This is a genomic window from Pantoea sp. X-Soil-MYKO-1785 (genome assembly GCF_059730675.1).
In genome coordinates, this window is record NZ_AP036000.1 from 372570 (window position 1) to 392116 (window position 19547).

Annotated in this window: 18 protein-coding genes and 1 tRNA gene; 8 read left to right on the forward strand and 11 right to left on the reverse strand. The window is 58.2% G+C overall.

Features of this window, described 5'->3' with window-relative positions; genetic code table 11:
- The first annotated feature begins 25 nt into the window (after nucleotides 1–25).
- The 3 genes from AC6I8D_RS01650 (at nucleotide 26) to AC6I8D_RS01660 (ending at nucleotide 3148) form a co-directional block, all read left to right on the forward strand.
- Nucleotides 26–898 (forward strand): carbohydrate ABC transporter permease, encoded by an 873-nt coding sequence (locus tag AC6I8D_RS01650; protein ID WP_031377781.1) that lies wholly within the window; start codon nucleotides 26–28, stop codon nucleotides 896–898.
- Nucleotides 898–1713, forward strand: a complete 816-nt coding sequence (locus tag AC6I8D_RS01655; RefSeq protein WP_312760337.1) for a carbohydrate ABC transporter permease — start codon at nucleotides 898–900, stop codon at nucleotides 1711–1713. The genes AC6I8D_RS01650 and AC6I8D_RS01655 overlap by 1 nt, the downstream gene beginning before the upstream one ends.
- A 103-nt stretch (nucleotides 1714–1816) precedes the next feature.
- A complete protein-coding gene (locus AC6I8D_RS01660; protein ID WP_497820636.1) occupies nucleotides 1817–3148 on the forward strand; it encodes a glycoside hydrolase family 28 protein in 1332 nt (443 codons plus the stop codon).
- A gap of 1 nt (nucleotide 3149) precedes the next feature.
- Here AC6I8D_RS01660 and AC6I8D_RS01665 read toward each other — a convergent pair whose 3' ends face one another.
- On the reverse strand, nucleotides 3150–4220 hold the full coding sequence (locus tag AC6I8D_RS01665; RefSeq protein WP_312760335.1) for a tartrate dehydrogenase: 1071 nt from the start codon (nucleotides 4218–4220) through the stop codon (nucleotides 3150–3152).
- Nucleotides 4221–4284: 64 nt separating this feature from the next.
- Between AC6I8D_RS01665 and AC6I8D_RS01670 the strand changes: the two genes are divergently transcribed.
- Both AC6I8D_RS01670 and AC6I8D_RS01675 read left to right on the forward strand, forming a co-directional pair.
- Nucleotides 4285–5223, forward strand: a complete 939-nt coding sequence (locus AC6I8D_RS01670; RefSeq protein ID WP_497819553.1) for a LysR family transcriptional regulator — start codon at nucleotides 4285–4287, stop codon at nucleotides 5221–5223.
- A gap of 184 nt (nucleotides 5224–5407) precedes the next feature.
- On the forward strand, nucleotides 5408–6502 hold the full coding sequence (locus AC6I8D_RS01675) for a YncE family protein (RefSeq protein ID WP_497819554.1): 1095 nt from the start codon (nucleotides 5408–5410) through the stop codon (nucleotides 6500–6502).
- Nucleotides 6503–6560: 58 nt separating this feature from the next.
- Here AC6I8D_RS01675 and AC6I8D_RS01680 read toward each other — a convergent pair whose 3' ends face one another.
- From AC6I8D_RS01680 to AC6I8D_RS01695, 4 genes are all read right to left on the reverse strand, one after another.
- Nucleotides 6561–6854, reverse strand: a complete 294-nt coding sequence (locus AC6I8D_RS01680; protein ID WP_312057012.1) for a DUF1330 domain-containing protein — start codon at nucleotides 6852–6854, stop codon at nucleotides 6561–6563.
- Nucleotides 6855–6865: 11 nt separating this feature from the next.
- Nucleotides 6866–7729 (reverse strand): glutathione-dependent disulfide-bond oxidoreductase, encoded by an 864-nt coding sequence (yghU, locus tag AC6I8D_RS01685; RefSeq protein WP_497819555.1) that lies wholly within the window; start codon nucleotides 7727–7729, stop codon nucleotides 6866–6868.
- A 221-nt stretch (nucleotides 7730–7950) separates the two neighbouring features.
- Complete coding sequence (locus tag AC6I8D_RS01690) at nucleotides 7951–8835, reverse strand: sugar phosphate isomerase/epimerase family protein (RefSeq protein ID WP_312760330.1); 885 nt, start codon at nucleotides 8833–8835, stop codon at nucleotides 7951–7953.
- 24 nt (nucleotides 8836–8859) lie between these two features.
- Nucleotides 8860–9897 carry a Gfo/Idh/MocA family protein gene (locus tag AC6I8D_RS01695; protein ID WP_312760328.1) on the reverse strand — a complete coding sequence of 346 codons (1038 nt, stop codon included), beginning with the start codon at nucleotides 9895–9897 and terminating at the stop codon, nucleotides 8860–8862.
- A 334-nt stretch (nucleotides 9898–10231) separates the two neighbouring features.
- Between AC6I8D_RS01695 and AC6I8D_RS01700 the strand changes: the two genes are divergently transcribed.
- The 3 genes from AC6I8D_RS01700 (at nucleotide 10232) to AC6I8D_RS01710 (ending at nucleotide 13511) form a co-directional block, all read left to right on the forward strand.
- Nucleotides 10232–11257: a LacI family DNA-binding transcriptional regulator gene (locus tag AC6I8D_RS01700; protein ID WP_497820637.1), complete on the forward strand. Its 1026-nt coding sequence runs from the start codon at nucleotides 10232–10234 to the stop codon at nucleotides 11255–11257.
- Nucleotides 11258–11407: 150 nt separating this feature from the next.
- On the forward strand, nucleotides 11408–12331 hold the full coding sequence (locus AC6I8D_RS01705) for a TIM barrel protein (protein WP_497819556.1): 924 nt from the start codon (nucleotides 11408–11410) through the stop codon (nucleotides 12329–12331).
- Nucleotides 12332–12341: 10 nt separating this feature from the next.
- Entirely contained in the window at nucleotides 12342–13511 is a 1170-nt protein-coding gene (locus tag AC6I8D_RS01710) for a Gfo/Idh/MocA family protein (RefSeq protein WP_312760324.1), read from the forward strand.
- A gap of 245 nt (nucleotides 13512–13756) precedes the next feature.
- Here AC6I8D_RS01710 and AC6I8D_RS01715 read toward each other — a convergent pair.
- From AC6I8D_RS01715 to aspA, 6 genes are all read right to left on the reverse strand, one after another.
- A tRNA-Phe gene (locus AC6I8D_RS01715) sits at nucleotides 13757–13832 on the reverse strand.
- A 107-nt stretch (nucleotides 13833–13939) separates the two neighbouring features.
- Nucleotides 13940–14518 (reverse strand): division control transcriptional repressor DicD, encoded by a 579-nt coding sequence (dicD, locus tag AC6I8D_RS01720; RefSeq protein ID WP_312057006.1) that lies wholly within the window; start codon nucleotides 14516–14518, stop codon nucleotides 13940–13942.
- A 63-nt stretch (nucleotides 14519–14581) separates the two neighbouring features.
- A complete protein-coding gene (locus AC6I8D_RS01725) occupies nucleotides 14582–16285 on the reverse strand; it encodes a protein-disulfide reductase DsbD (protein WP_497819557.1) in 1704 nt (567 codons plus the stop codon).
- A complete protein-coding gene (gene cutA / locus AC6I8D_RS01730) occupies nucleotides 16261–16575 on the reverse strand; it encodes a divalent cation tolerance protein CutA (RefSeq protein WP_497819558.1) in 315 nt (104 codons plus the stop codon). The genes AC6I8D_RS01725 and cutA overlap by 25 nt, the downstream gene beginning before the upstream one ends.
- Nucleotides 16576–16638: 63 nt before the next feature.
- The gene (locus AC6I8D_RS01735; protein ID WP_312057004.1) at nucleotides 16639–17940 is read right to left on the reverse strand and encodes an anaerobic C4-dicarboxylate transporter; all 1302 of its coding nucleotides are present in this window, start codon (nucleotides 17938–17940) and stop codon (nucleotides 16639–16641) included.
- Nucleotides 17941–18051: 111 nt separating this feature from the next.
- On the reverse strand, nucleotides 18052–19488 hold the full coding sequence (gene aspA / locus AC6I8D_RS01740; RefSeq protein ID WP_312057002.1) for an aspartate ammonia-lyase: 1437 nt from the start codon (nucleotides 19486–19488) through the stop codon (nucleotides 18052–18054).
- Between the last annotated feature and the right edge of the window lie 59 nt (nucleotides 19489–19547).

The following is a 19547-nucleotide window of genomic DNA, read 5'->3' on the forward strand; positions in this document are numbered from 1 at the left end:
GTCGTTCTGAGCCACGAGTACGGTTATGTTGAATTTAAGCGGTTGGCGTAATTTCCTTTATGTTCTGCCGGCGGTGCTGGTCTATGCGGTATTTCTGCTGTTGCCGCTGCTGGCCTCGCTCGGTATCAGCTTTACCGAATGGGACGGCACCTCGCTGCCGGTATTCAGCGGCGTCAGCAACTATCTGCGGATGTTCAGCGATCCGGTGTTCTGGATAGCGCTGGGCAATAACGCCATCCTGATGCTGTTCTACACCCTGTTGCCGATTAGCATCGGTCTGCTGCTGTGCAGTTTTTTGTATGACACGCGCAACAACAGCGAACGCAGCGTGCTGCGCATCCTCTTCTTTCTGCCTTATATCATGCCGATGGCGGTGCTGGGCGTGGTGTGGCGCTGGTTATATAACCCGGCGTTTGGCCCGATCGATCAGCTGTTGCGCGCCATTGGCTTACCGCAGCTGGCGATGTCATGGCTGGGCGATTTTACCTGGGCGCTGCCGGCTGTCGGCCTGGTCGCCACCTGGTACTTCTTCGGTTTCTGTCTGGTGCTGTTTATGGCGGGCCTGCAGCGAATGGATCCCTCGCTGCTGGAAGCGGCCGACCTGGATGGATCGTCGCGTCGTCAGAAGTTTATGCGGATTACCCTGCCGGCCCTGCGGCCTGAGGTGCGGATTGCGCTGCTGCTGACGGTGATTGCCAGCCTGAAAGCCTTTGACCTGGTCTATGTGATGACCCAGGGCGGACCGGGCACCTCCACCATGGTGACCAATATCTTTATGTACAAGCAGGGTTTTGACCTGCACTACTTTGGCTATGCATCGTCAGTGGCGGTGTTCAGCATGCTGATTGTGTTAGGGATTAACTACCTGATTCACCTGGCCTTAAAGGAGCGGTACTGATGCGTAGTACGCCGGTGATTTCACGCGCGCTGATCTGGATGGTGGCGCTGATGACCATTCTGCCGTTTCTGATGGCGCTGATGACCTCGTTTAAAACCCAGATGGAGCTGTTTCAGGGGGTATTCACGCTGCCCGCCTCGCTGAATTTTAAAAACTACCTCACTGCCTGGCAGCAGGGACATTTTAACGTCTACTTCCTCAACTCGGTGCTGGTGGTGATCCCGGTGGTGCTGTGCAGCGTGCTGCTGGGGATTCTGGCCGGGTTTGGCTTCGCCTGGCTGAAGATCCCCGGTAAAAAAGCGATCGCGGCGATGCTGGCGCTCGGCATGGTGTTGCCGAGCGAGGCGTTTATCATCCCGCTCTACCATGAGCTGCGCTGGATGGGGCTGACCAATACCTATCTGGCGCTGATTCTGCCGCAGATTGCCCTGTCGCTGCCGTTTACCACCCTGATGATCGCCAGTGCCTTTCAGCAGGTGCCCAAAGAGCTGGTGGAAGCGGCGGTGATGGATGGTGCCTCGCGGGTCAAAATTTTGTGGGGCATCCTGGTGCCGGCCATCTGGCCGACGCTCTCGACGCTCGGGCTGCTGCTGTTTATCTGGACCTGGAATGAGTTTTTAATCCCGCTGATTCTGGTCAACAAAGATGAGCTGCGTACTTTACCGATCGGCATGATGTTCTTTCAGAATAAAAACACCATCGACATTCCGGTGCTGATGGCGGGCGCGATGATTGTCATCCTGCCGCTGGTGGCGGTGTTCCTGATTTTCCAGCGCAAGTTTATCAGCGGCGTGACCGAAGGCGCCGTGAAGTAATCTGTGATCGCCGGCACGGAACGGGGCAGTGGCGACCAGACAAAGGTTTGCGGCACCGGAACGTGCTGCAATTGTTCCTCCTCACTCTTGCGGGAGACGCATGATGCACCTTTCCCTTGCCGATTTTCATCCTGCCGCCGACGGCGAAACGCTGGATACCGCGCTATTGCAACGCGCGATGGATCAGATTGCCGCCGCCGGCGGAGGCCGCCTGACGCTGCCTGCCGGGCGCTACCGCAGCGGCTGCCTGAATCTGCCCTCTGATTTTGAACTGCACCTGGAGGCGGGGGCGGTGTTGATCGCCAGCCAGCGGCTGGCCGATTACCAGCCGGTCCAGGCGCTGAGCAGCGCCGAGAAGTCACACAACGTGCTGCTCTACGCCCTTGGTCAGCGCAATATCACCCTGAGCGGCACCGGCCGCATTGATGGCGAGGGCGAAGCCTGGTTTGCCACCGAACGTGATGAGCAGGGCTATCGTCTGCCGCGCGCCGACCGACCGCGCATCATCGTTTTTGAAGATTGCGAGCAGGTGAGGCTGCAAGATTTTACCATCGTGCAGGCCCCGATGTGGACCGTACATCTGGTGAGCTGCCGTCATGTGCATATCGACCATCTCACCATTGATAACGCCATGACCATGCCGAACACCGATGCGCTGGACATCGACAGCTGCGAAGCCGTGTTTGTCAGCAACAGCTACCTCAGCGCCGCCGATGATGCTATCTGCATTAAAACCACCCACAAGCCTGCGGCGCTGCGACGTCCGGCCCGCCAGATTATGATCACCAACTGTCTGCTACGCAGTTACAGCTGCGCCTTTAAAATCGGCACCGAAAGCTGGGATGATGTGGAAGATGTGACGGTCACCGGCTGCACCATTTTCGATTCCAACCGCGCCATCGGCATTCTGTCACGCGACGGCGGGGCGATGCGGCGGCTGCTGTTCAGCAATCTGACCTTTGCCTGCCACCATGCGCCGCCGTGCCACTGGGGCAAAGCCGATCCGCTGTTTATCTCGGTGCGCAGTCGCGATCCGGCGATTGCGCCGGGCCGCGTAGAGCAGGTGCAGTTCACTAACGTGACGGGCGTAGCGGAAGGGGCGATTAACCTGCATGCGGCGCAGCCGGGCGCGATCCGCGACGTGTTAATCAGTCAGGTGCAGTTGCGGCAAAGTGTGGCGCCGGTGGCGCAGGGGCAGTATGACATCCGGCCGCCGTGTAACCCTGACTCACCGACCGGCATGGGGCTGGATAACGCCTATAAGCTCGATCCAAAAACCGGTGAGGCATATGGAGTTGAGCGCTATCCCGGCGGATTGCCGGGACTGTTTGCGCGCGGCGTTGAGAATCTGCAGCTGCACAACCTGGCCATCGTGCGGCCGGAGCCGTTACCGCCAGGCTGGCACCCCGACAGCGTGGTAGCGCTGCCGGAATAACTCACAGCGCGGCGGCGATGGCACTGCCGAGCTGTTCGGTGCTGGCGCTGCCGCCGAGGTCGCGCGTCAGGTGCTCACCTGCGGCCAGCGTACGCTCAATCGCCGCTAACACCGCATCACCTGCCTCTTTATAGCCCAGATGCTCCAGCATCATCGCGCCGCACCAGATCTGTCCAATCGGGTTGGCGATGCCTTTACCAGCAATGTCTGGCGCAGAGCCGTGCACCGGTTCAAACAGGCTTGGGAAGTGGCCTTCCGGGTTGATATTAGCGGAGGGGGCGATGCCGATGGTGCCGGTACAGGCCGGACCGAGATCCGACAGGATATCGCCAAACAGGTTACTGGCGACTACCACATCAAACCAGTCCGGATGCAGCACGAAATTGGCGGTGAGGATATCGATATGATACTTGTCGACCTTCACCTCGGGGAACTGGCCAGCCATCGCCTCAACCCGGCTATCCCAGTAAGGCATGGTGATCGCAATACCGTTCGATTTGGTGGCGGAGGTCAGGTGTTTTTTCGGGCGGCTCTGCGCCAGCTGGTAAGCAAATTTCAGGATGCGATCGACGCCGGTGCGGGTCATTACCGTTTCCTGGATCACCACCTCACGATCGGTGCCCGGGAACATGGTTCCGCCCACGCTGGAGTATTCGCCTTCGGTATTTTCGCGCACTACGTAGAAGTCGATATCGCCCGGCTGACGGTTGGCCAGCGGCGCTTTAACACCGGGCATCAGGCGCACCGGACGCAGATTGACATATTGATCGAACTCGCGGCGGAACTGCAACAGCGAGCCCCACAGGGAAACGTGGTCGGGTACCACGTCCGGCCAGCCAACCGCACCAAAGTAGATAGCATCAAACGCTTTCAGCTGCGGAAACCAGTCGTCAGGCAGCATCTTGCCATGCTGCTGCCAGTAGTCGGCGCTGGCGTAGTCAAACCACTCCCAGCGCAGCGGAATATTGAATTTTTCCGCCGCCGCATTCATTACGCGCACGCCTTCCGGCATCACTTCTTTGCCGATACCGTCGCCAGGAATTACCGCAATACGATGGATTTTATTAGTCACAGGGCACCTTTCCGGTTGATGTTCGAATTGTGCAGGCAGTATAACTGTCGATTCCGGGGAAATAATGAGCCTGAAACGCAATCCAGTGTTGAATCAAAGTAGAGAATCACGCACCTCAACCGACGACCTCGCTTTCTTCGTACGGCTTGCCGCACTGGACAGCCTGACCGCCGCCGCCCGTGAACTCGGGCTGTCGCTGGCGGCCGTCAGCAAACGACTGAGCCAGCTGGAGCAGCGGCTCGGCGTGCAGTTACTGCGCCGCACCACCCGCCGGCTGGAGCTGACGCCGGAAGGGCGGCGCTATCTGGCGGGCGCGCGTCCGTTGCTGGACCAGCTGGCGGCGCTGGAAGAGGCGGTGAGCGGCGAAACGGCGCAGCTGCGCGGCACGCTTAACATTAACGCTTCGTTTGGTTTTGGCCGCCGTCATATCGCTCCCTGCGTGTCGGCATTTGCCGCGCTGCATCCGCAGCTCTCCCTGTCACTGCAGCTCACCAGTCAGCCGCTTAATTTTCTGGATGCGCACATGGATATCGATATCCGGGTCGGCGAACCGCCTGACTCCCGGCTGGTGGCGCGCAAGTTACGCACCAATCCGCGCATCCTCTGCTGCTCTCCGGCCTACGCCGCCCGGCATGGTCTGCCGGAGACGGTGCGCGATCTGGCGCAGCACAACTGCATTCTGCTGCGTCAGCACGACAGCGATTTCACCCTGTGGCGGCTGACGCGCGGTGAGCAGAGCGTCAGTCAGAAGGTGCGGGGCAGTCTGATTACCAATGATGGTGAAGTGGCGATGCGGCTGGCGATGGATGGACACGGCATTCTGCTGCGTTCATGGTGGGATGCGCAGCACAGCATTGCCGCAGGCGATCTGCTGCCGGTGCTGCCGGACTGGCAGGCACCGGATGGCGATATTTTTGCCGTCTGGCAGGCGCAACGGCAGTTGCCCGCACGCATCAGCGCCTTCGTCACCTTTCTGCAACAGCATTTGCAGGTCGGGCCGTGATCTCTGACAGCGTAGTCGTCGACGGCCGGAGATAGCCTGCGACACGCGGCGCTGAGCCAGCACCTGTTTACCGCTGCGTTTACATCTTTTTTACTAATGAGTATGATTCTCATTCTTTTTATTCTGTGTCTTCCCGCCGTGCTGCGGCCTGATGGAAGCCGTTCGCCCCTTACTGGAGTTAAGAATGAAAACCTTATTCAGCCCGCGCAAAGCGGCACTCGCCCTGGCGATTGTCACCACCTTCAGCCTGACCGCGTGTCAGTTGCCGGCCCGAAAAGCAGACGCCAGCACGCCGGTTACGGTAGAAACCACCGGCCAGGGCCATCTGACCCAGCGCGAACTGGGTGAAGGCCTGTATGAAATGGCTTACCTGCCGGCAAAAAATGCGCTGTATGTAGCCAGTGCGCAGGGCTTTAAAGACGTCAGCGGCGGGATGATCTATCGGCTGGATGCCACCACGCTGAAGACCACCGGCGAAGGACATTATGACCTGAAGAACTTCGGTCTGATCAGTGCGCCTGATGGCAGCGTGCTCTACACCACCAATTCGCTGGATGGCGGCATCTCGGCCATCGATCCGGAAAGTGGCAAAGTGCTGAAACGCCTGATGTTCAGTGAGAAAAATGAAAAAGGGCTACCGTTCGGCGCGCGTGAAATTTTCCTGCACGACGGGCTGCTGTATGTCGGCGGCGTCGGCGATCCCGGCCTGATCTGGGTGGTCGATGCGAAAACCCTGACGCTGAAAACCCGGATTAAAAATGCCGGCAAATGGGTCACCGGCATCATCTATTCTCCGGTCAGCGATCGGATTTATGCGGCCAACGGCAGCGGCGAAATCCTGGTGATCAATCCGCGCAATAACAAAATTGAACAGCGCCTGACCGCGGGCGATGGCAAAGAGTATCTGTTCCTTAATATGGCCGAAGATCCGGCGACCGGCCGGCTGTTTGTCACCGATAATTCAAAAGCTAAAAATACGCTGGTGTTTGATGAGCGCAGCGGCAAGGTGATTAAGCGTCTGGATCTCGGGGATTCACTGGGGATTAAATTTAACGGCAAGCGCAATGAGATCTACATCAGTCAGCGTGAGTCGAAGAAAGTGCTGCAGCTGGATGGCACCAGCTATGCGGTGAAAAACAGCTGGTCGTTTGACAGTCATCCCAACAGCCTGCTGGTATCACCCGATGGTCAGACCCTGTATGTGACGGTGAAGCAGGGCTTTAATCCGGATCACAGCAGCCAGGGAGCGGACAGCGTGGTGCGGATCGGACTGGAATAACCGATGCAGGCGGCAGGGCTGCCGCCTGAAAGTTCAGGGACGCCGCAGCGTCCCTTTTTTATTTGTCGATACCCTGAACCAGGATCGCGCGATAGTTCGCCCCTTTCAGGCGATGCACTTTGGCCGCCTGATATTCCGGGCTGTCATACCACGCGTGTGCTGCTTCACGGCTCGGGAATTCCAGAATCACCACGCCTTCCGCTTCCTGACCTTCCAGCGTTTCCAGTTCGCCATAAAAAGCCAGCGGGTTGATCGGATGATCGCCGCGTGCCTGGCCCGCTTTCTCGGCGTAGATCGCCATTTCGTCCTGGTTCAGGGTGTTATCACGAATAAATACAACGTATGCACTCACAGAGTGTCTCCTTAAGCTTTTTTATCCTGGGTCTGGGTATCAAAGTCAGATGCATCATGACGCTCATGCAGCTGATCGGCCGGGTCGCCCATTACACGGTTCACCTTGCGGCCACGGATCACGGCAGGACGCTGAGCAATCTCTTTCGCCCAGCGCACCACATTTTTATAGGACTGCACATCAAGGAATTCGGCGCCGCCATACTGGTCATTCAGCACCAGATTGCCGTACCACGGCCAGGTCGCGATGTCAGCGATGGTGTAATCCTCACCGGCGAGATAGCGATTGTCAGCCAGCTGACGATCCAGCACGTCGAGCTGACGTTTGGCCTCAAGGGTAAAGCGGTTGATGGCGTATTCGATTTTCTCTGGCGCATAGTGATAGAAATGGCCAAAACCGCCGCCGAGATAAGGCGCTGAGCCTTGCAGCCAGAACAGCCAGTTGAGCGTTTCGGTACGTTGCGCCAGATCTTTTGGCAGGAAGTAGCCAAATTTTTCCGCCAGATAGAGCAGGATATTGCCCGATTCAAACACCCGAATCGGCGGCGTGGTGGAGTGATCACTCAACGCCGGGATTTTGGAGTTAGGGTTAACCTCAACAAAACCGCTGGAGAACTGATCGCCTTCGCCGATGCGGATCAGCCAGGCATCATATTCGGCATCAATCACGTTAAGCGCCAGCAGCTCTTCCAGCAGGATGGTTACTTTCTGGCCGTTCGGCGTGCCGAGCGAATAGAGCTGCAAAGGATGCTTGCCGACCGGCAGCGCTTTTTCATGGGTAGGGCCAGCGAACGGGCGATTGGTTTTTGCGCCGTTGCCTTTTGCTTCGGGATCCCAGCTCCAGACTTTTGCGGGCTGATATGCATTTTCCGACATAGTGAAGGTTCGCCTTGTGGTGTGATGTTTGTCTGGAGTGTAGCAGGTGGATAAAAGCCGGTTTAACTCTGCTGGCGGTGATCGCGGCCAGGTGAATGACCGGCGATGCGGGGGGTAGGCTGCGGGAATTGCGATAGACGAAAGGGTAAACCGTGCCCGCCGCGCAGGCGGCGAGGCGGGCAGAGAGGCGGCAAAGCGCGGCCGGCTGCGGCTGCGCAAGGTTATTTGCTGAGTAACTCGCGTTCGATCAGTTCGCGGGTCTGCACTGCCTGAACCTTCATCTTTTCCGGATAACCAAACAGCGAGGCGGCGATAATCGGCTCGCCACCCACTTTGTAACTGCGTGTGGCAAAGTTAGTGTCGCGCAGCGTCTGGAACAGGGTATCGAAATCGACTTCGCCTTCGCCGACGCCGACGTGCTGGTGAATCGTGGCATCAACGCCGGGCGGGTTAACGATGTAGCGGCAATGTTTGGTGTGGTTCATGGTGTCAGCGATCAGCATGTGCGACAGATCGTCTCCGGCATACTCCAGCATCGGTTTTACATCGCCTTTGCCTTTGTCATAGAAGAAGGTGTGCGGCGCACTGTAGATATACTTGACGTTATCGCTGCGAAACGACTTCACGATATCCACCGTTTCATTGTTCTCTTCGCAGAAATCCCACGGGTGCGCCTGAATCTCGACCCGGATCCCCTCACGTTCGATAATCGGCAGTAGCTCCTCCATCGAACGATAAAACATCTCTTCACAGATCTCCGGCTCGTTAGGCGTGCCGGAGAGTTCGGTGTTGATCACCTGCACGCCCATCTCAACCGCAATTTCAATCATCCGTTTCCAGTTCTTCACCGCGGCCTGGCGGCGCAGTTCGTCCGGACCGGACCAGCGATAGACCACGATAAACGAGGAGATCTCCAGCCCGGTGTCACGCAGCGCGTTTTTATATTCAGTCATGATTTCGCGGCTGGCTTTGGGATGCTTATAAAACGGGTTGATCTGCGGATGCGGCGACTGTTCGATATATTTATACCCCCAGTCAGCCACCTGATGGACCATACGGGTGATGCCGAGGTCTTTAATCACATCCACATCAAAAGCGATTTTCATCTGTCTGCTCCGGAAATATTAACGTTACTGTTCTTCATTAAAAGTGACGCCGATCTGCTGCCTGATATTGTCTATCGTAGCCAGGGTAGTAATCGCCTGGTCGAGCGGATGGATCGGCGAGTCAGTCAGGTTCTGCCCGATACACCAGGCGAAGTGGTTGATTTCATGACACAGCTGCAGATAGCGGTTGGCGGGTTCTTCCCAGTACAGGCTGTGGCGACCCTCGCTGGAGGTGAGGCGAAAATTGCCTGGCGCATAGAACTGCCCCTCCAGCACCAGGCTGGCTTCACTGCCGGCAATCACCGCGCCGCCGGGCGTGTTGCTGAACAACGTGGTATTCAGCAGCGAATGCATGCCGTGGCGATGTGTCAGCAGCATTGAGGTCTGACCGTTTACGCTGCCACCGGGCACCGGCTGGCCTCTGGCAATGATGCTGTCGGGCGCGCCACCGCCGATAAACACGCTGAGCGCCACCAGATAACTGCCGAGATCGAGCATCGGCCCACCCGCCAGATCGTGGTTAAAGATGCGGTGATCCGCGGTAAAAAATTCGCCGTGGTCGGCAATCAGGGTGTGAACCTCGCCGAGCACGCCATCCGCCAGTAACTGCCGGATGACGTCATATTTCGCTGCGAAGTTGCACCACATTGCTTCGATACACAGCAGATTGCGGGCCGCAGCGGCCTGCTTCAGCTGGGTTGCCTGCTGCGCATTCAGCGCCAGCGGTTTCTCAATCAGCAGGTGCTTTCCCGCCGCGATAGCGCGCAGGCCATCCGGAAAATGGTGATTATGCGGCGTGGCGATATAGACCGCGTCGACATCCTCACGCGCCAGCAGCGCATCCATGCTGCTGGTGGCATAAGCAATTGACCACTTTTCGGCAAACGCCTGGGCTTTAGCCGGATTACGGCCCGCCACAGCCGTCAGTTGCTGGTCGGTATGGTGGCGCAGCGCCTGCGCAAAATGGTCGGCAATCCAGCCGGGGCCGATAATGCCCCAGCGCAGCGACGGCAGGGTTCGGGCATCGGGTAAGCGTGGGGTGGGAAGCGTTGAGGGAAACATACCCATTCCTTCTTTTACGTGCAGGGTCCAGTCAGAACCCCACTATAGAAAGCCTGCTGCCACCGCTCTAATCATTTGATGATGCGATTCCATCAGGGAAGTTAACGCCAGATTTTTACCCGTTTTAGCAAATGCACGTTTTAAAAAGAATCAAAAAAGAAATGAAAATTTCATTTTGCGAAGGTGATCAAAGTAATGACGTATTTTCTATCAAAAAAATGAGAGAAAATACGCCGGGTGGTGACAGGATTAATTGCTGTCGCACCACGGCAGAGAAACGCTGAAGGGGAACCGCCCGTTTCGGCAATTGAGGATCGATAGCGGGAGAAGAATGATGTCAAAAGTAACCATGACGGCAATTGCAGACGCGGCAGGCGTAGGAGTGGCGACGGTCGATCGGGTGCTGAACCGTCGGGCACCGGTGCGCGGCGTAACCGAGCAGAAGGTGCTGGCGGCGGCCCGACAGCTCGGTTATCGGCTGCCTGCGGCGTACAGTCTGCCCGCGACACAACCCGCTACGGCTCAGCTGCGCTTTGGTTTTATCCTGCTGCCGGCCCGTTATTCATTTTATCAGCAGCTGGGTGAGGCGCTGCAACAGCGGGCGCGCGGGCATCAGCCAGCGGGCAGCGAAACCGAATTTTGCTGGCACGACATTCACGAAGTGGAGGTGGTCGCCCGCTCTCTGCGCCAGCTCGCGCAGCGGAACGATGTGATTGGCCTGGTGGCGCTGGATCATCCCTTAATCCGTCACGCTATCCAGGATGTGTCGCGGCTGGGCGTGCGGGTCTACGCTCTGTTGTCAGATTTTTCGCCCTGCGAGCACGCCGGTTTTATTGGCATTGATAATCAGAAGGCAGGGCGAACCGCCGCCTGGATGGCGCAACATCTGCTGCGTCAGCCGGGCTGCGTCGGCGTATTGCTTGGCGACCACCGCTTTACCTGTCAGGAGAGCAGCGAGATCAGCTTCCGTTCCTATCTGCGTGAAGCGGGCGTCAGCCAGCGGGTGCTTGAACCGTTAAAAACCCATGAATCAAATGAAGGTGGCTATCAGGCCACCCGGCAGTTACTCGAGCAGCATGATGATTTGGTGATGATTTATGCGCCCTGCGGCGGTATTGAGGGGGTGGTGCAGGCCCTGCGAGACAGCGGCCGCCGACAGATTGATTTGCTGTGCCACGGTCCGCTGCCGGGCGATGAGCTGGCGCTGATTGACGGCACCATCTCGCTGATGCTGCGGCACCGGATTGATGTGATGGCCGATGCGGTGATTGCCACCTGCCTGAACGGCGGGAGCGAACAGCGCGATCACTTCGCTCAGGTGACCGTACCGTTCGAACTGGTGACGCGCGAAAATCTGTAAAACGGCAGTCTTAATCTGCGTATGATAAAAACCTATCATAAAATGAAGGTGTTAAACGCGATCGCTATCAAAAAATGAAACTTTCATTGTTGTCTGTGATGAAATTTTTATTTGATACTGCCAGCAGTTCTCATCGCACAGGCAGGTATCATGACCCTACACATTGCAAACGCGCCCTGCAGCTGGGGCGTAGACGATCCGAATAATCCATGGCTGCCGCCCTGCCAGAAAGTGCTGACGGAGGCCGCGCAGGCGGGCTACCGCAGTATCGAGCTGGGTCCCTGGGGCTATCTGCCAACCGATCCCGATGAGCTGACGCGGCAGCTTAATTACCATGGCCTGTCGCTGGTGGCGGGCACCATTTTTGATGATTTAGTCAGTGAAGCGCATTTTCCGGCGCTGGTGACGCTAACCCACAACCTGTGCCGCAACCTGGCGCAGGTCCCGACTGCAACAAAAACCGCAGGCGTTAACGCGCCGCCGCCTTATCTGGTGATCATCGATTTTGGCAATCCGCAGCGGGCGAAATATGCCGGCCAGTCGGAAAAATCGCCGCGGCTCGACGATGAGGCGTGGCAACGCATGATGCAGCACATCACCATTCTGAGTCAGATCGCCTGGCAGGAGTATGGCGTGCGGGCGGTGATCCATCCGCATGCGGGCGGCTGTATTGAGTTCGCTGATGAACTGGCGCGGCTGGTGAACGATATTCCGCATCAGGTGGCCGGTTTATGTCTCGACACCGGCCATCTCTACTATGCCGGGATGGACCCGATTGACGCGCTGCAACGTTACTGGGCGCGCATCGACTACCTGCATTTCAAAGACGTTCATCATCAACGGTGGCGCGACGCCATTACGCGCGGACTCGACTTCTTTAGCGCCTGCGCTGAAGGCGTGCTGTGCCCACTGGGGCAGGGCGTGATCGACTATCCGGCGGTGCGCGCTCTGCTGGCAGAGCGTGACTATCAGGGCTGGATCACCATCGAACAGGAGCGAGACCCGCGCCAGGCCGACACCAGCCTGGCTGATGTTACCGCCAGCCTGCACTACCTGCGCTCAATCGGATTCTGAGGAGAGCATCATGATTAACGGTAAAAAAGCACTGAATCGCTCGTTGCGCTGGGGCATGGTTGGCGGCGGCGGGACCAGCCAGATTGGGTATATCCACCGTTCAGCGGCGCTGCGTGACGGCAACTTTTCGTTGCTGGCGGGCGCGTTTGATATTGATGCCGCACGCGGGCGTGAATTTGGCAATGCGCTTGGCGTGGCGTCAGAACGCTGTTATCCCGATTATGCCAGCCTGTTTGCCGCAGAAGCCGAACGGGAGGACGGGATTGAAGCGGTCTCGATCGCCACGCCCAATAACACCCATTTCGCTATCTGTCGCGCGGCGCTGAACGCCGGACTGCACGTGGTGTGCGAGAAGCCGCTCTGCTTTACCGTCGAAGAGGCGGATGAGCTGGAACAGCTGAGCCGGCAGAAGCAGAAGGTGGTCGGCGTGACCTACGGCTATGCCGGGCATCAGCTGGTCCATCAGGCGCGCGAGATGATCGCCGCCGGTGTACTGGGTGAGATCCGCATCGTCAATATGCAGTTTGCTCACGGCTTCCACAACGAGGCGGTGGAGTTACAGAGTGAAAGCACCCGCTGGCGGGTCGATCCGCGCTTTGTCGGCCCGAGCTATGTACTGGGCGATCTCGCTACGCATCCGCTGTTTATTGCAGAAACGATGCTGCCGCAGCTAAAAGTGACGCGGCTGCTCTGTTCTCGTCAGAGTTTTGTCGCCACCCGCGCGCCGCTGGAAGATAACGCCTTTGTGATGATGGAATATGACAACGGCGCGGTTGGCACGCTGTGGGCCTCGGCGGTGAATGCCGGCTCAATGCACGGCCAGAAGATTCGGGTGGTGGGCGCCAAAGCCAGCCTGGAGTGGTGGGATGAGCAGCCAAATCAGCTGCGTTATGAAGTGCAGGGCGAACCGGTGCGGATTCTGGAGCGCGGCATGGGGTATCTCAGTCCGCGCGCGCGGGAGGAGGACCGTATCGGCGGTGGTCATGCCGAAGGGCTGTTCGAAGCCTGGTCGAACCTTTACCGCCGCTTCGCGCTGGCAATGGACGCCAGCGATCGTGGCGACAGCGCCTTCCTGCAGGATTTCTGGTATCCCGATGTGCATGCCGGATTGATGGGCGTGCGCTGGGTGGCGCAGTGCGTGAAATCAGCGGATGCCGGTGCGGTGTGGGTTGAGTGCTGAGGCAAGGCGTGGAGTAAACCTTCGGAGCCGGGTTCACCGCGCTGAAAAGCAAAAACCCGCCAGAGGCGGGTTCTTTAAAGATGGTGCCCGAACCCGGAAAAAAATGCCGGGAGCATTTTTTCATCGCACGCTGGCGTGCAGACCCGCAGGGCGAGCCACAGGGAAGTGGCGAGTACATCGAACCTTCGAGGCCGGGTTCGCCGTCCTGAAAAGCAAAAACCCGCCAGAGGCGGGTTCTTTAAATATGGTGCCCGAACCCGGAATCGAACCAGGGACACGGGGATTTTCAATCCCCTGCTCTACCGACTGAGCTATTCGGGCAACGGGGCGCATTAAACCGTAAAGGCCGCCGGGCGTCAACGGCTTTCACCAAAAAACCACGGGAAACGTGACTGATTGCCTGATTTTCAGTCAAAGCGGGTAAAACCTCAGGCCAGCGCGCCGTTTTTACGGCACAACGCAATGCTGTAAACATCTTCCGCCAGCCGCTGAGCCGTGGCGACATCCTGCACGTTGCGCTTCACCAGCAGCTTGCTCAGGCAGCCTTCCAGAATCAGCTCCATCTGATCGGCCACCATGCTCGGGTTATCCAGCGCCTGGTCTAGCAGAATTTCATGCGTAAACTGCCATGATGCGCGCTTCTGCTGTTCCGCCAGCTGATGAATTGGCTGATCCGGCTGCGGATAGAAACTGCAGGCGGCGATAAACAGACAGCCGGGGAAGCGGCCTTTGCTGACGTGTTCACTTAACACTTCATAACGCGCCATTAGCTTCTGCTCCGGCGACAGCGTCTCATCCAGCATGATCTGACGCCGCCACGTATCAATCTGCTGAGCGTGATAGCGCAGCGCATCGTAGAGCAGGGCGTCACGATCGGGCCAGAACAGCCGGAGCTGATCGAGAGAAAGGTCGGTCTGGCCCGCCAGGGTTTCCAATGAGAGGGTGGCGGCGAGGCCGTTCTGTTCAAGCACATTCAGTGCATGCTCGAGTATTTGTTCACGCTGCAAGTGACTCTCCTCTGGTATGCAGGCCCGGCTGTTCACCGGGCACAAGCCTGACTCCAGTGTTGTTTACGGGGTGAGTTTCTGCAAATGCGCCCGGAAATCGGCGGCATTGAGAAACCCGGTAATGCGCGAGTCAGCGATCTCGTGGCCTTGCGCATCAAAGAATAAAATGGTCGGTAATCCCAGCACCTGAAGATGCTGCAACAGCGCATTATCGCTGGCGCTATTGGCGGTCACGTTGGCCTGTAACAGCTGCACCCGGCTCAGGCTATCGCGTACCGCGCTGTCGCTAAAGGTGTATTTTTCAAACTCTTTACAGGCAACACACCAGTCGGCATACAGATCGACCATGGTGATGCGGCCGTTGGCCTGTTGTAACGCCGTCTGCAACTGCTGCGGAGTCTGAACGGTCTGGAACGGCAGGTGGGCGACAGCCTGCTGCTGCTGCGCTGCGCTGCCAAATGCCCAGTCCTGTAGCGGACGGGCGCTGATCAGTGCGGCGGCCAGCACGATAATCTGCACCACGCGCCACTTGCCGCTGCTGGCGCGCAGGCTGACGCTGAACGCCCAGCCAAAGAAGGCCACGCCCAGCAGGCTCCACAGCCGCAGTCCCCACAGGTCGCCCAGCACCCGCTCCATCAGAAAAACCGGCAGCGCCAGGATAACAAAACCAAAGCCCTCTTTTACCGTCTGCATCCACGGTCCGCTCTTCGGCAGCAGCTTATTGCCAAACAGGGTGACGGCGATCAGCGGTAAGCCCATCCCGACCGCATAGAGCCAGAGGGTGCCGGCACCGGCCCACAAATTACCGCTCTGGGCGATATACAGCAGAATAGCGCTGAGCGGCGCGGTGGTGCAGGGGGAGCAGATTAAACCGGCCAGCGCGCCCATCAAAAATACCCCTGGCAGCGAGCCACCCTGCTGGCGATTGCTCCACAAGGTTAAACGGGTTTGCAGGCCGGCTGGCAGTTGCAGCGTAAACAGACCAAACATCGACAGCGCCAGCACGATAAATAGCACCGACAGCGCCGACAGCACCCACGGATGTTGCAGAGCCGCCTGGAAACGCAGACCGGCAGCGGCCACCACCAGACCCAGCAGGGTATAGGTCAGCGCCATGCCCTGCACATATACCATCGCCAGCGCGAACAGCCGGCCGATCGAATAGTGGCGCTGGCCGCCGAGAATAATGCCGGAAATCAGCGGGTACATCGGCAGCACGCAGGGCGTGAAGGCGACGCCAATACCGATCAGCAACGCCCACAGCGGCGAAAACGGCAGCGGAGTGGCGGGTGCAGGCGCGGTATTCACCGGCGGCGCAGCAGTGCTGGCCGCTACCGGACTCAGCGGCACGGTGCGGGTTTCGGGGGGATAACAGAATCCGGCGGCGGCACAGCCCTGATAGGTGACGCTGAGCGTGGCACCACGGGCGGCCTGCTGTAGCGTCACCGGCACCGTCAGATCCTGCCGATAGATCTCGCTCTTGCCGTAGAATTCATCTTCATGTGGCTGACCGGCGGGCAGCGTCAGCGGTGCCAGCGTGGCGTTGGCCGGCGTGAGGTGGATCTGCTGACGATAGAGGTAGTAACCCGATTTTACTTTCCAGTGCAGGTTGAGATGCGCCCCCTGCTGGTCGAAATCAAAACCAAACGCCTGATCGACCGGGACAAAGCGGCTGCTGGCGGGGTTGGAAAAAAGCGATGCGTGCGCCTGCAGGCTGATAAACAGCACCAGCAGCAGCGTAATTAAGCGAGAGATGCGTGCAGCCATGACAAGTATTCACTGTCTCCATGTTGAACCGGAAGCGCCAGCAGTTCAGGCACATCGTAGGGATGCGCCTGCCTGAGCAGATCTAACAGTGCCTGCTGGTGATCGCTATCGCATTTCAGCAGCATCTGTACTTCGCTGCTCTGTTCGAGCTGGCCCTGCCAGACGTAATACGAGGTGGCACCCGGCAGCAGCGTAACGCAGGCCGCCAGTCTGGCCTCAAGCGCCAAGGCGGCCAGACGTTGCGCCGTCGCCTGATCGGGCGCGGTGCAAAGGACAACGATGGCATTCATCGTAATGCTCCTGTTTAAAAGAGCCCGATGATAGCACGCTCAGCCAGCGACGCGGTTATCGGGCTATAACAGCATCCCGCCAAAGACAAAGCCCGCCATCACCGACAGCGTAATGGCGATCACGCCGGGAATAATAAAGGCATGGTTGAAAACAAACTTGCCAATCCGGGTCGATCCGGTGTCATCCATCTCCACGGCCGCCAGTAAAGTCGGGTAGGTCGGCAGGACGAACAGCGCCGAAACCGCGGCAAACGAGGCGATGGCGGTAAGTGGCGACACGCCCAGCAGTAAGGCGGCAGGCATCAGCGCCTTAGTGGTCGCCGCCTGCGAGTAGAGCAGCATTGAGGCGAAGAACAGCACCAGCGCCAGCATCCATGGGTAGGTTTTCAGCATATCGCCGGCCACCATCTGGATCTCTGCCAGGTGGGCTTTAACAAAGGTATCGCCCAGCCAGGCGACACCCATCACGCAGATACAGGCACTCATGCCGGACTTGAAGGTGCTGGCGCTGAGGATCTCGCTGGTATCCAGCTTACAGGTCAGGCTGATTAGGGTGGCGATAGTCAGCATAAACACCACAATCGCTTCATTACGCGGCAGCAGCGGGTTGGCGATCAGCCCAACGCTGGCGCTGGTGAGAGTGGCGTAGACCACCACGGCGATGATGCCGAGCAGAAACAGCAGCACCGATTTTTTCGCGCCCGGCGTGGGCTGGTAGACGCTGGCACCGCGCAGCGTGACGTCACCTTTTGCCAGCCGCGCCTGGTAGATCTGATCATCCTTCAGCTCTTTGCCGAGGAAGTTGGTCACCAGCGCGGCCAGAAACAGGCCGACCATGGTCGAGGGGATGGCGATAGCCAGCAGCGTAATGTAGCTGATGCCACGCGGCTCAAGCAGAGTGGCGAAGAACACCACCGCGGCTGAAATGGGCGAGGCGGTAATGGCGATCTGTGAAGCGACCACGGCGATTGACAGCGGGCGCGAAGGGCGGACGCCTTGCTCTTTCGCCACTTCAGCGATCACCGGCAGCGTCGAGAAGGCCGTATGACCGGTACCCGCCAGCAGCGTCATCAGATAGGTCACCAGCGGTGCCAGCAGCGTGACGTGACGCGGATGGCGGCGCAGCAGCCGTTCGGCGAGGCTGACCAGATAATCCATCCCGCCAGCCACCTGCATGGCCGCGATAGCCGCAATGACCGCCATGATAATTTCGATCACGTCGAACGGAATCATTCCCGGCGGCAGGCCAAAGCCCAGCGTCAGGATCAGCACGCCCATGCCGCCAGCGAACCCAATGCCAATGCCGCCAAGGCGCGCACCCAACCAGATCGCCAGTAAGACGACCAGCAGCTCAACCACAAACATGCATCACTCCTGAGTATTTAACCTGAGAAAATCAGTTGTGCTGTTTACCAAAGAAAAAGGCACACCGTGTTGATCGCGGTGTGCCTTTAGTCAACCAGCGTCGGTTAAACCTTACTGCTCGTTTTCGTCGGTATAACGTTTTGCTTTATAAACCGGATACATCAGGTTCTGGACCGAGAAAATATCGTCCAGCTCGCTTTCGGTCAGCAAGCCGCGTTCCAGCACCACTTCACGTACGCTTTTACCGGTTTCGGCGCAGATTTTGCCGACGATATCGCCGTTATGGTGGCCGATATACGGGTTAAGGTAGGTGACGATGCCGATTGAGTTAAACACGTAGGCTTCGCATACCGCGCGGTTGGCGGTAATGCCGTTGACGCATTTCTCCAGCAGGTTGTAGCAGGCGTTGGTCAGGATGCTGATCGATTCAAACAGCGCCTGGCCAATCACCGGCTCCATCACGTTCAGCTGCAGCTGACCGGCTTCGGAAGCCATGGTGACGGTAATGTCGTTGCCGATCACTTTGAAGCAGACCTGATTAACCACTTCCGGCACCACCGGATTGACTTTGGCTGGCATGATCGACGAACCGGCCTGTAACTCCGGCAGGTTGATTTCATTCAGGCCAGCGCGCGGACCGGAAGAGAGCAGGCGCAGGTCGTTACAGATCTTAGAGAGCTTCACCGCCAGGCGTTTCAGTGACGAGTGCACCATCACGTAGGCACCGCAGTCTGAGGTCGCTTCGATCAGATCTTCCGCCGGCACCACCGGCAGGTTGCTGACTTCCGCCAGACGCTGCACGGCAAGGTGCTGATAACCGTCCGGCGTATTCAGGCGGGTACCGATGGCGGTCGCGCCGAGGTTCACTTCCAGCAGCAGCTCGCCGGTGCGCAGAATGCTTTTGGTCTCTTCATTCAGCAGCACGCTGAAGGCGTGAAATTCCTGACCCAGCGTCATCGGCACCGCATCCTGTAACTGGGTGCGGCCCATTTTGAGGATGGTCTGGAACTCGTCAGCCTTACGCTCAAAACCGTCGGCCAGCTGGCTGATGCCATCCAGCAGCTTCAGCAGCGAACTGTACACCGCGATGCGGAAACCGGTCGGGTAGGCGTCGTTGGTCGACTGACATTTGTTGACGTGATCGTTAGGGTTGAGGTACTGATATTCGCCTTTCTGGTGGCCCATCAGTTCCAGACCGATGTTTGCCAGTACCTCATTGGTGTTCATGTTGACCGAGGTGCCGGCACCGCCCTGATAGACATCCACCGGGAACTGATCCATGCAACGGCCATTATTGAGCACTTCATCACAGGCCTGAATGATGGTATCGGCAATGTTGCGGGGGATCGTTTGCAGCTCTTTGTTGGCCATTGCCGCCGCTTTTTTTACCATCACCATCCCGCGGACAAATTCGGGTATGTCGCTGATTTTACTGTTGCTGATGTAAAAATTTTCAATCGCACGCAGAGTATGAACGCCATAATAGGCATCCGCCGGCACTTCGCGCATACCTAACAGGTCTTCTTCGATACGAATGTTGTTCGCCATGATAACCTTCTTGTTGTCGCCGCTAACCATCACAGATGATGTGTTTATTTTGTCGTGGT

What these genes read in the sequence shown, in the direction of transcription:
- AC6I8D_RS01735 (WP_312057004.1), bottom strand. Translation starts at nt 17,940, where the DNA reads ATGTTTGTGGTTGAGCTGCTGGTCGTCTTACTGGCGATCTGGTTGGGT.
- AC6I8D_RS01660 (WP_497820636.1), top strand. Translation starts at nt 1,817, where the DNA reads ATGCACCTTTCCCTTGCCGATTTTCATCCTGCCGCCGACGGCGAAACG.
- AC6I8D_RS01655 (WP_312760337.1), top strand. Translation starts at nt 898, where the DNA reads ATGCGTAGTACGCCGGTGATTTCACGCGCGCTGATCTGGATGGTGGCG.
- AC6I8D_RS01725 (WP_497819557.1), bottom strand. Translation starts at nt 16,285, where the DNA reads ATGGCTGCACGCATCTCTCGCTTAATTACGCTGCTGCTGGTGCTGTTT.
- cutA (WP_497819558.1), bottom strand. Translation starts at nt 16,575, where the DNA reads ATGAATGCCATCGTTGTCCTTTGCACCGCGCCCGATCAGGCGACGGCG.
- AC6I8D_RS01705 (WP_497819556.1), top strand. Translation starts at nt 11,408, where the DNA reads ATGACCCTACACATTGCAAACGCGCCCTGCAGCTGGGGCGTAGACGAT.
- AC6I8D_RS01690 (WP_312760330.1), bottom strand. Translation starts at nt 8,835, where the DNA reads ATGAAAATCGCTTTTGATGTGGATGTGATTAAAGACCTCGGCATCACC.
- AC6I8D_RS01675 (WP_497819554.1), top strand. Translation starts at nt 5,408, where the DNA reads ATGAAAACCTTATTCAGCCCGCGCAAAGCGGCACTCGCCCTGGCGATT.
- AC6I8D_RS01650 (WP_031377781.1), top strand. Translation starts at nt 26, where the DNA reads ATGTTGAATTTAAGCGGTTGGCGTAATTTCCTTTATGTTCTGCCGGCG.
- AC6I8D_RS01695 (WP_312760328.1), bottom strand. Translation starts at nt 9,897, where the DNA reads ATGTTTCCCTCAACGCTTCCCACCCCACGCTTACCCGATGCCCGAACC.
- AC6I8D_RS01670 (WP_497819553.1), top strand. Translation starts at nt 4,285, where the DNA reads ATGAGCCTGAAACGCAATCCAGTGTTGAATCAAAGTAGAGAATCACGC.
- aspA (WP_312057002.1), bottom strand. Translation starts at nt 19,488, where the DNA reads ATGGCGAACAACATTCGTATCGAAGAAGACCTGTTAGGTATGCGCGAA.
- yghU (WP_497819555.1), bottom strand. Translation starts at nt 7,729, where the DNA reads ATGTCGGAAAATGCATATCAGCCCGCAAAAGTCTGGAGCTGGGATCCC.
- AC6I8D_RS01700 (WP_497820637.1), top strand. Translation starts at nt 10,232, where the DNA reads ATGTCAAAAGTAACCATGACGGCAATTGCAGACGCGGCAGGCGTAGGA.
- AC6I8D_RS01710 (WP_312760324.1), top strand. Translation starts at nt 12,342, where the DNA reads ATGATTAACGGTAAAAAAGCACTGAATCGCTCGTTGCGCTGGGGCATG.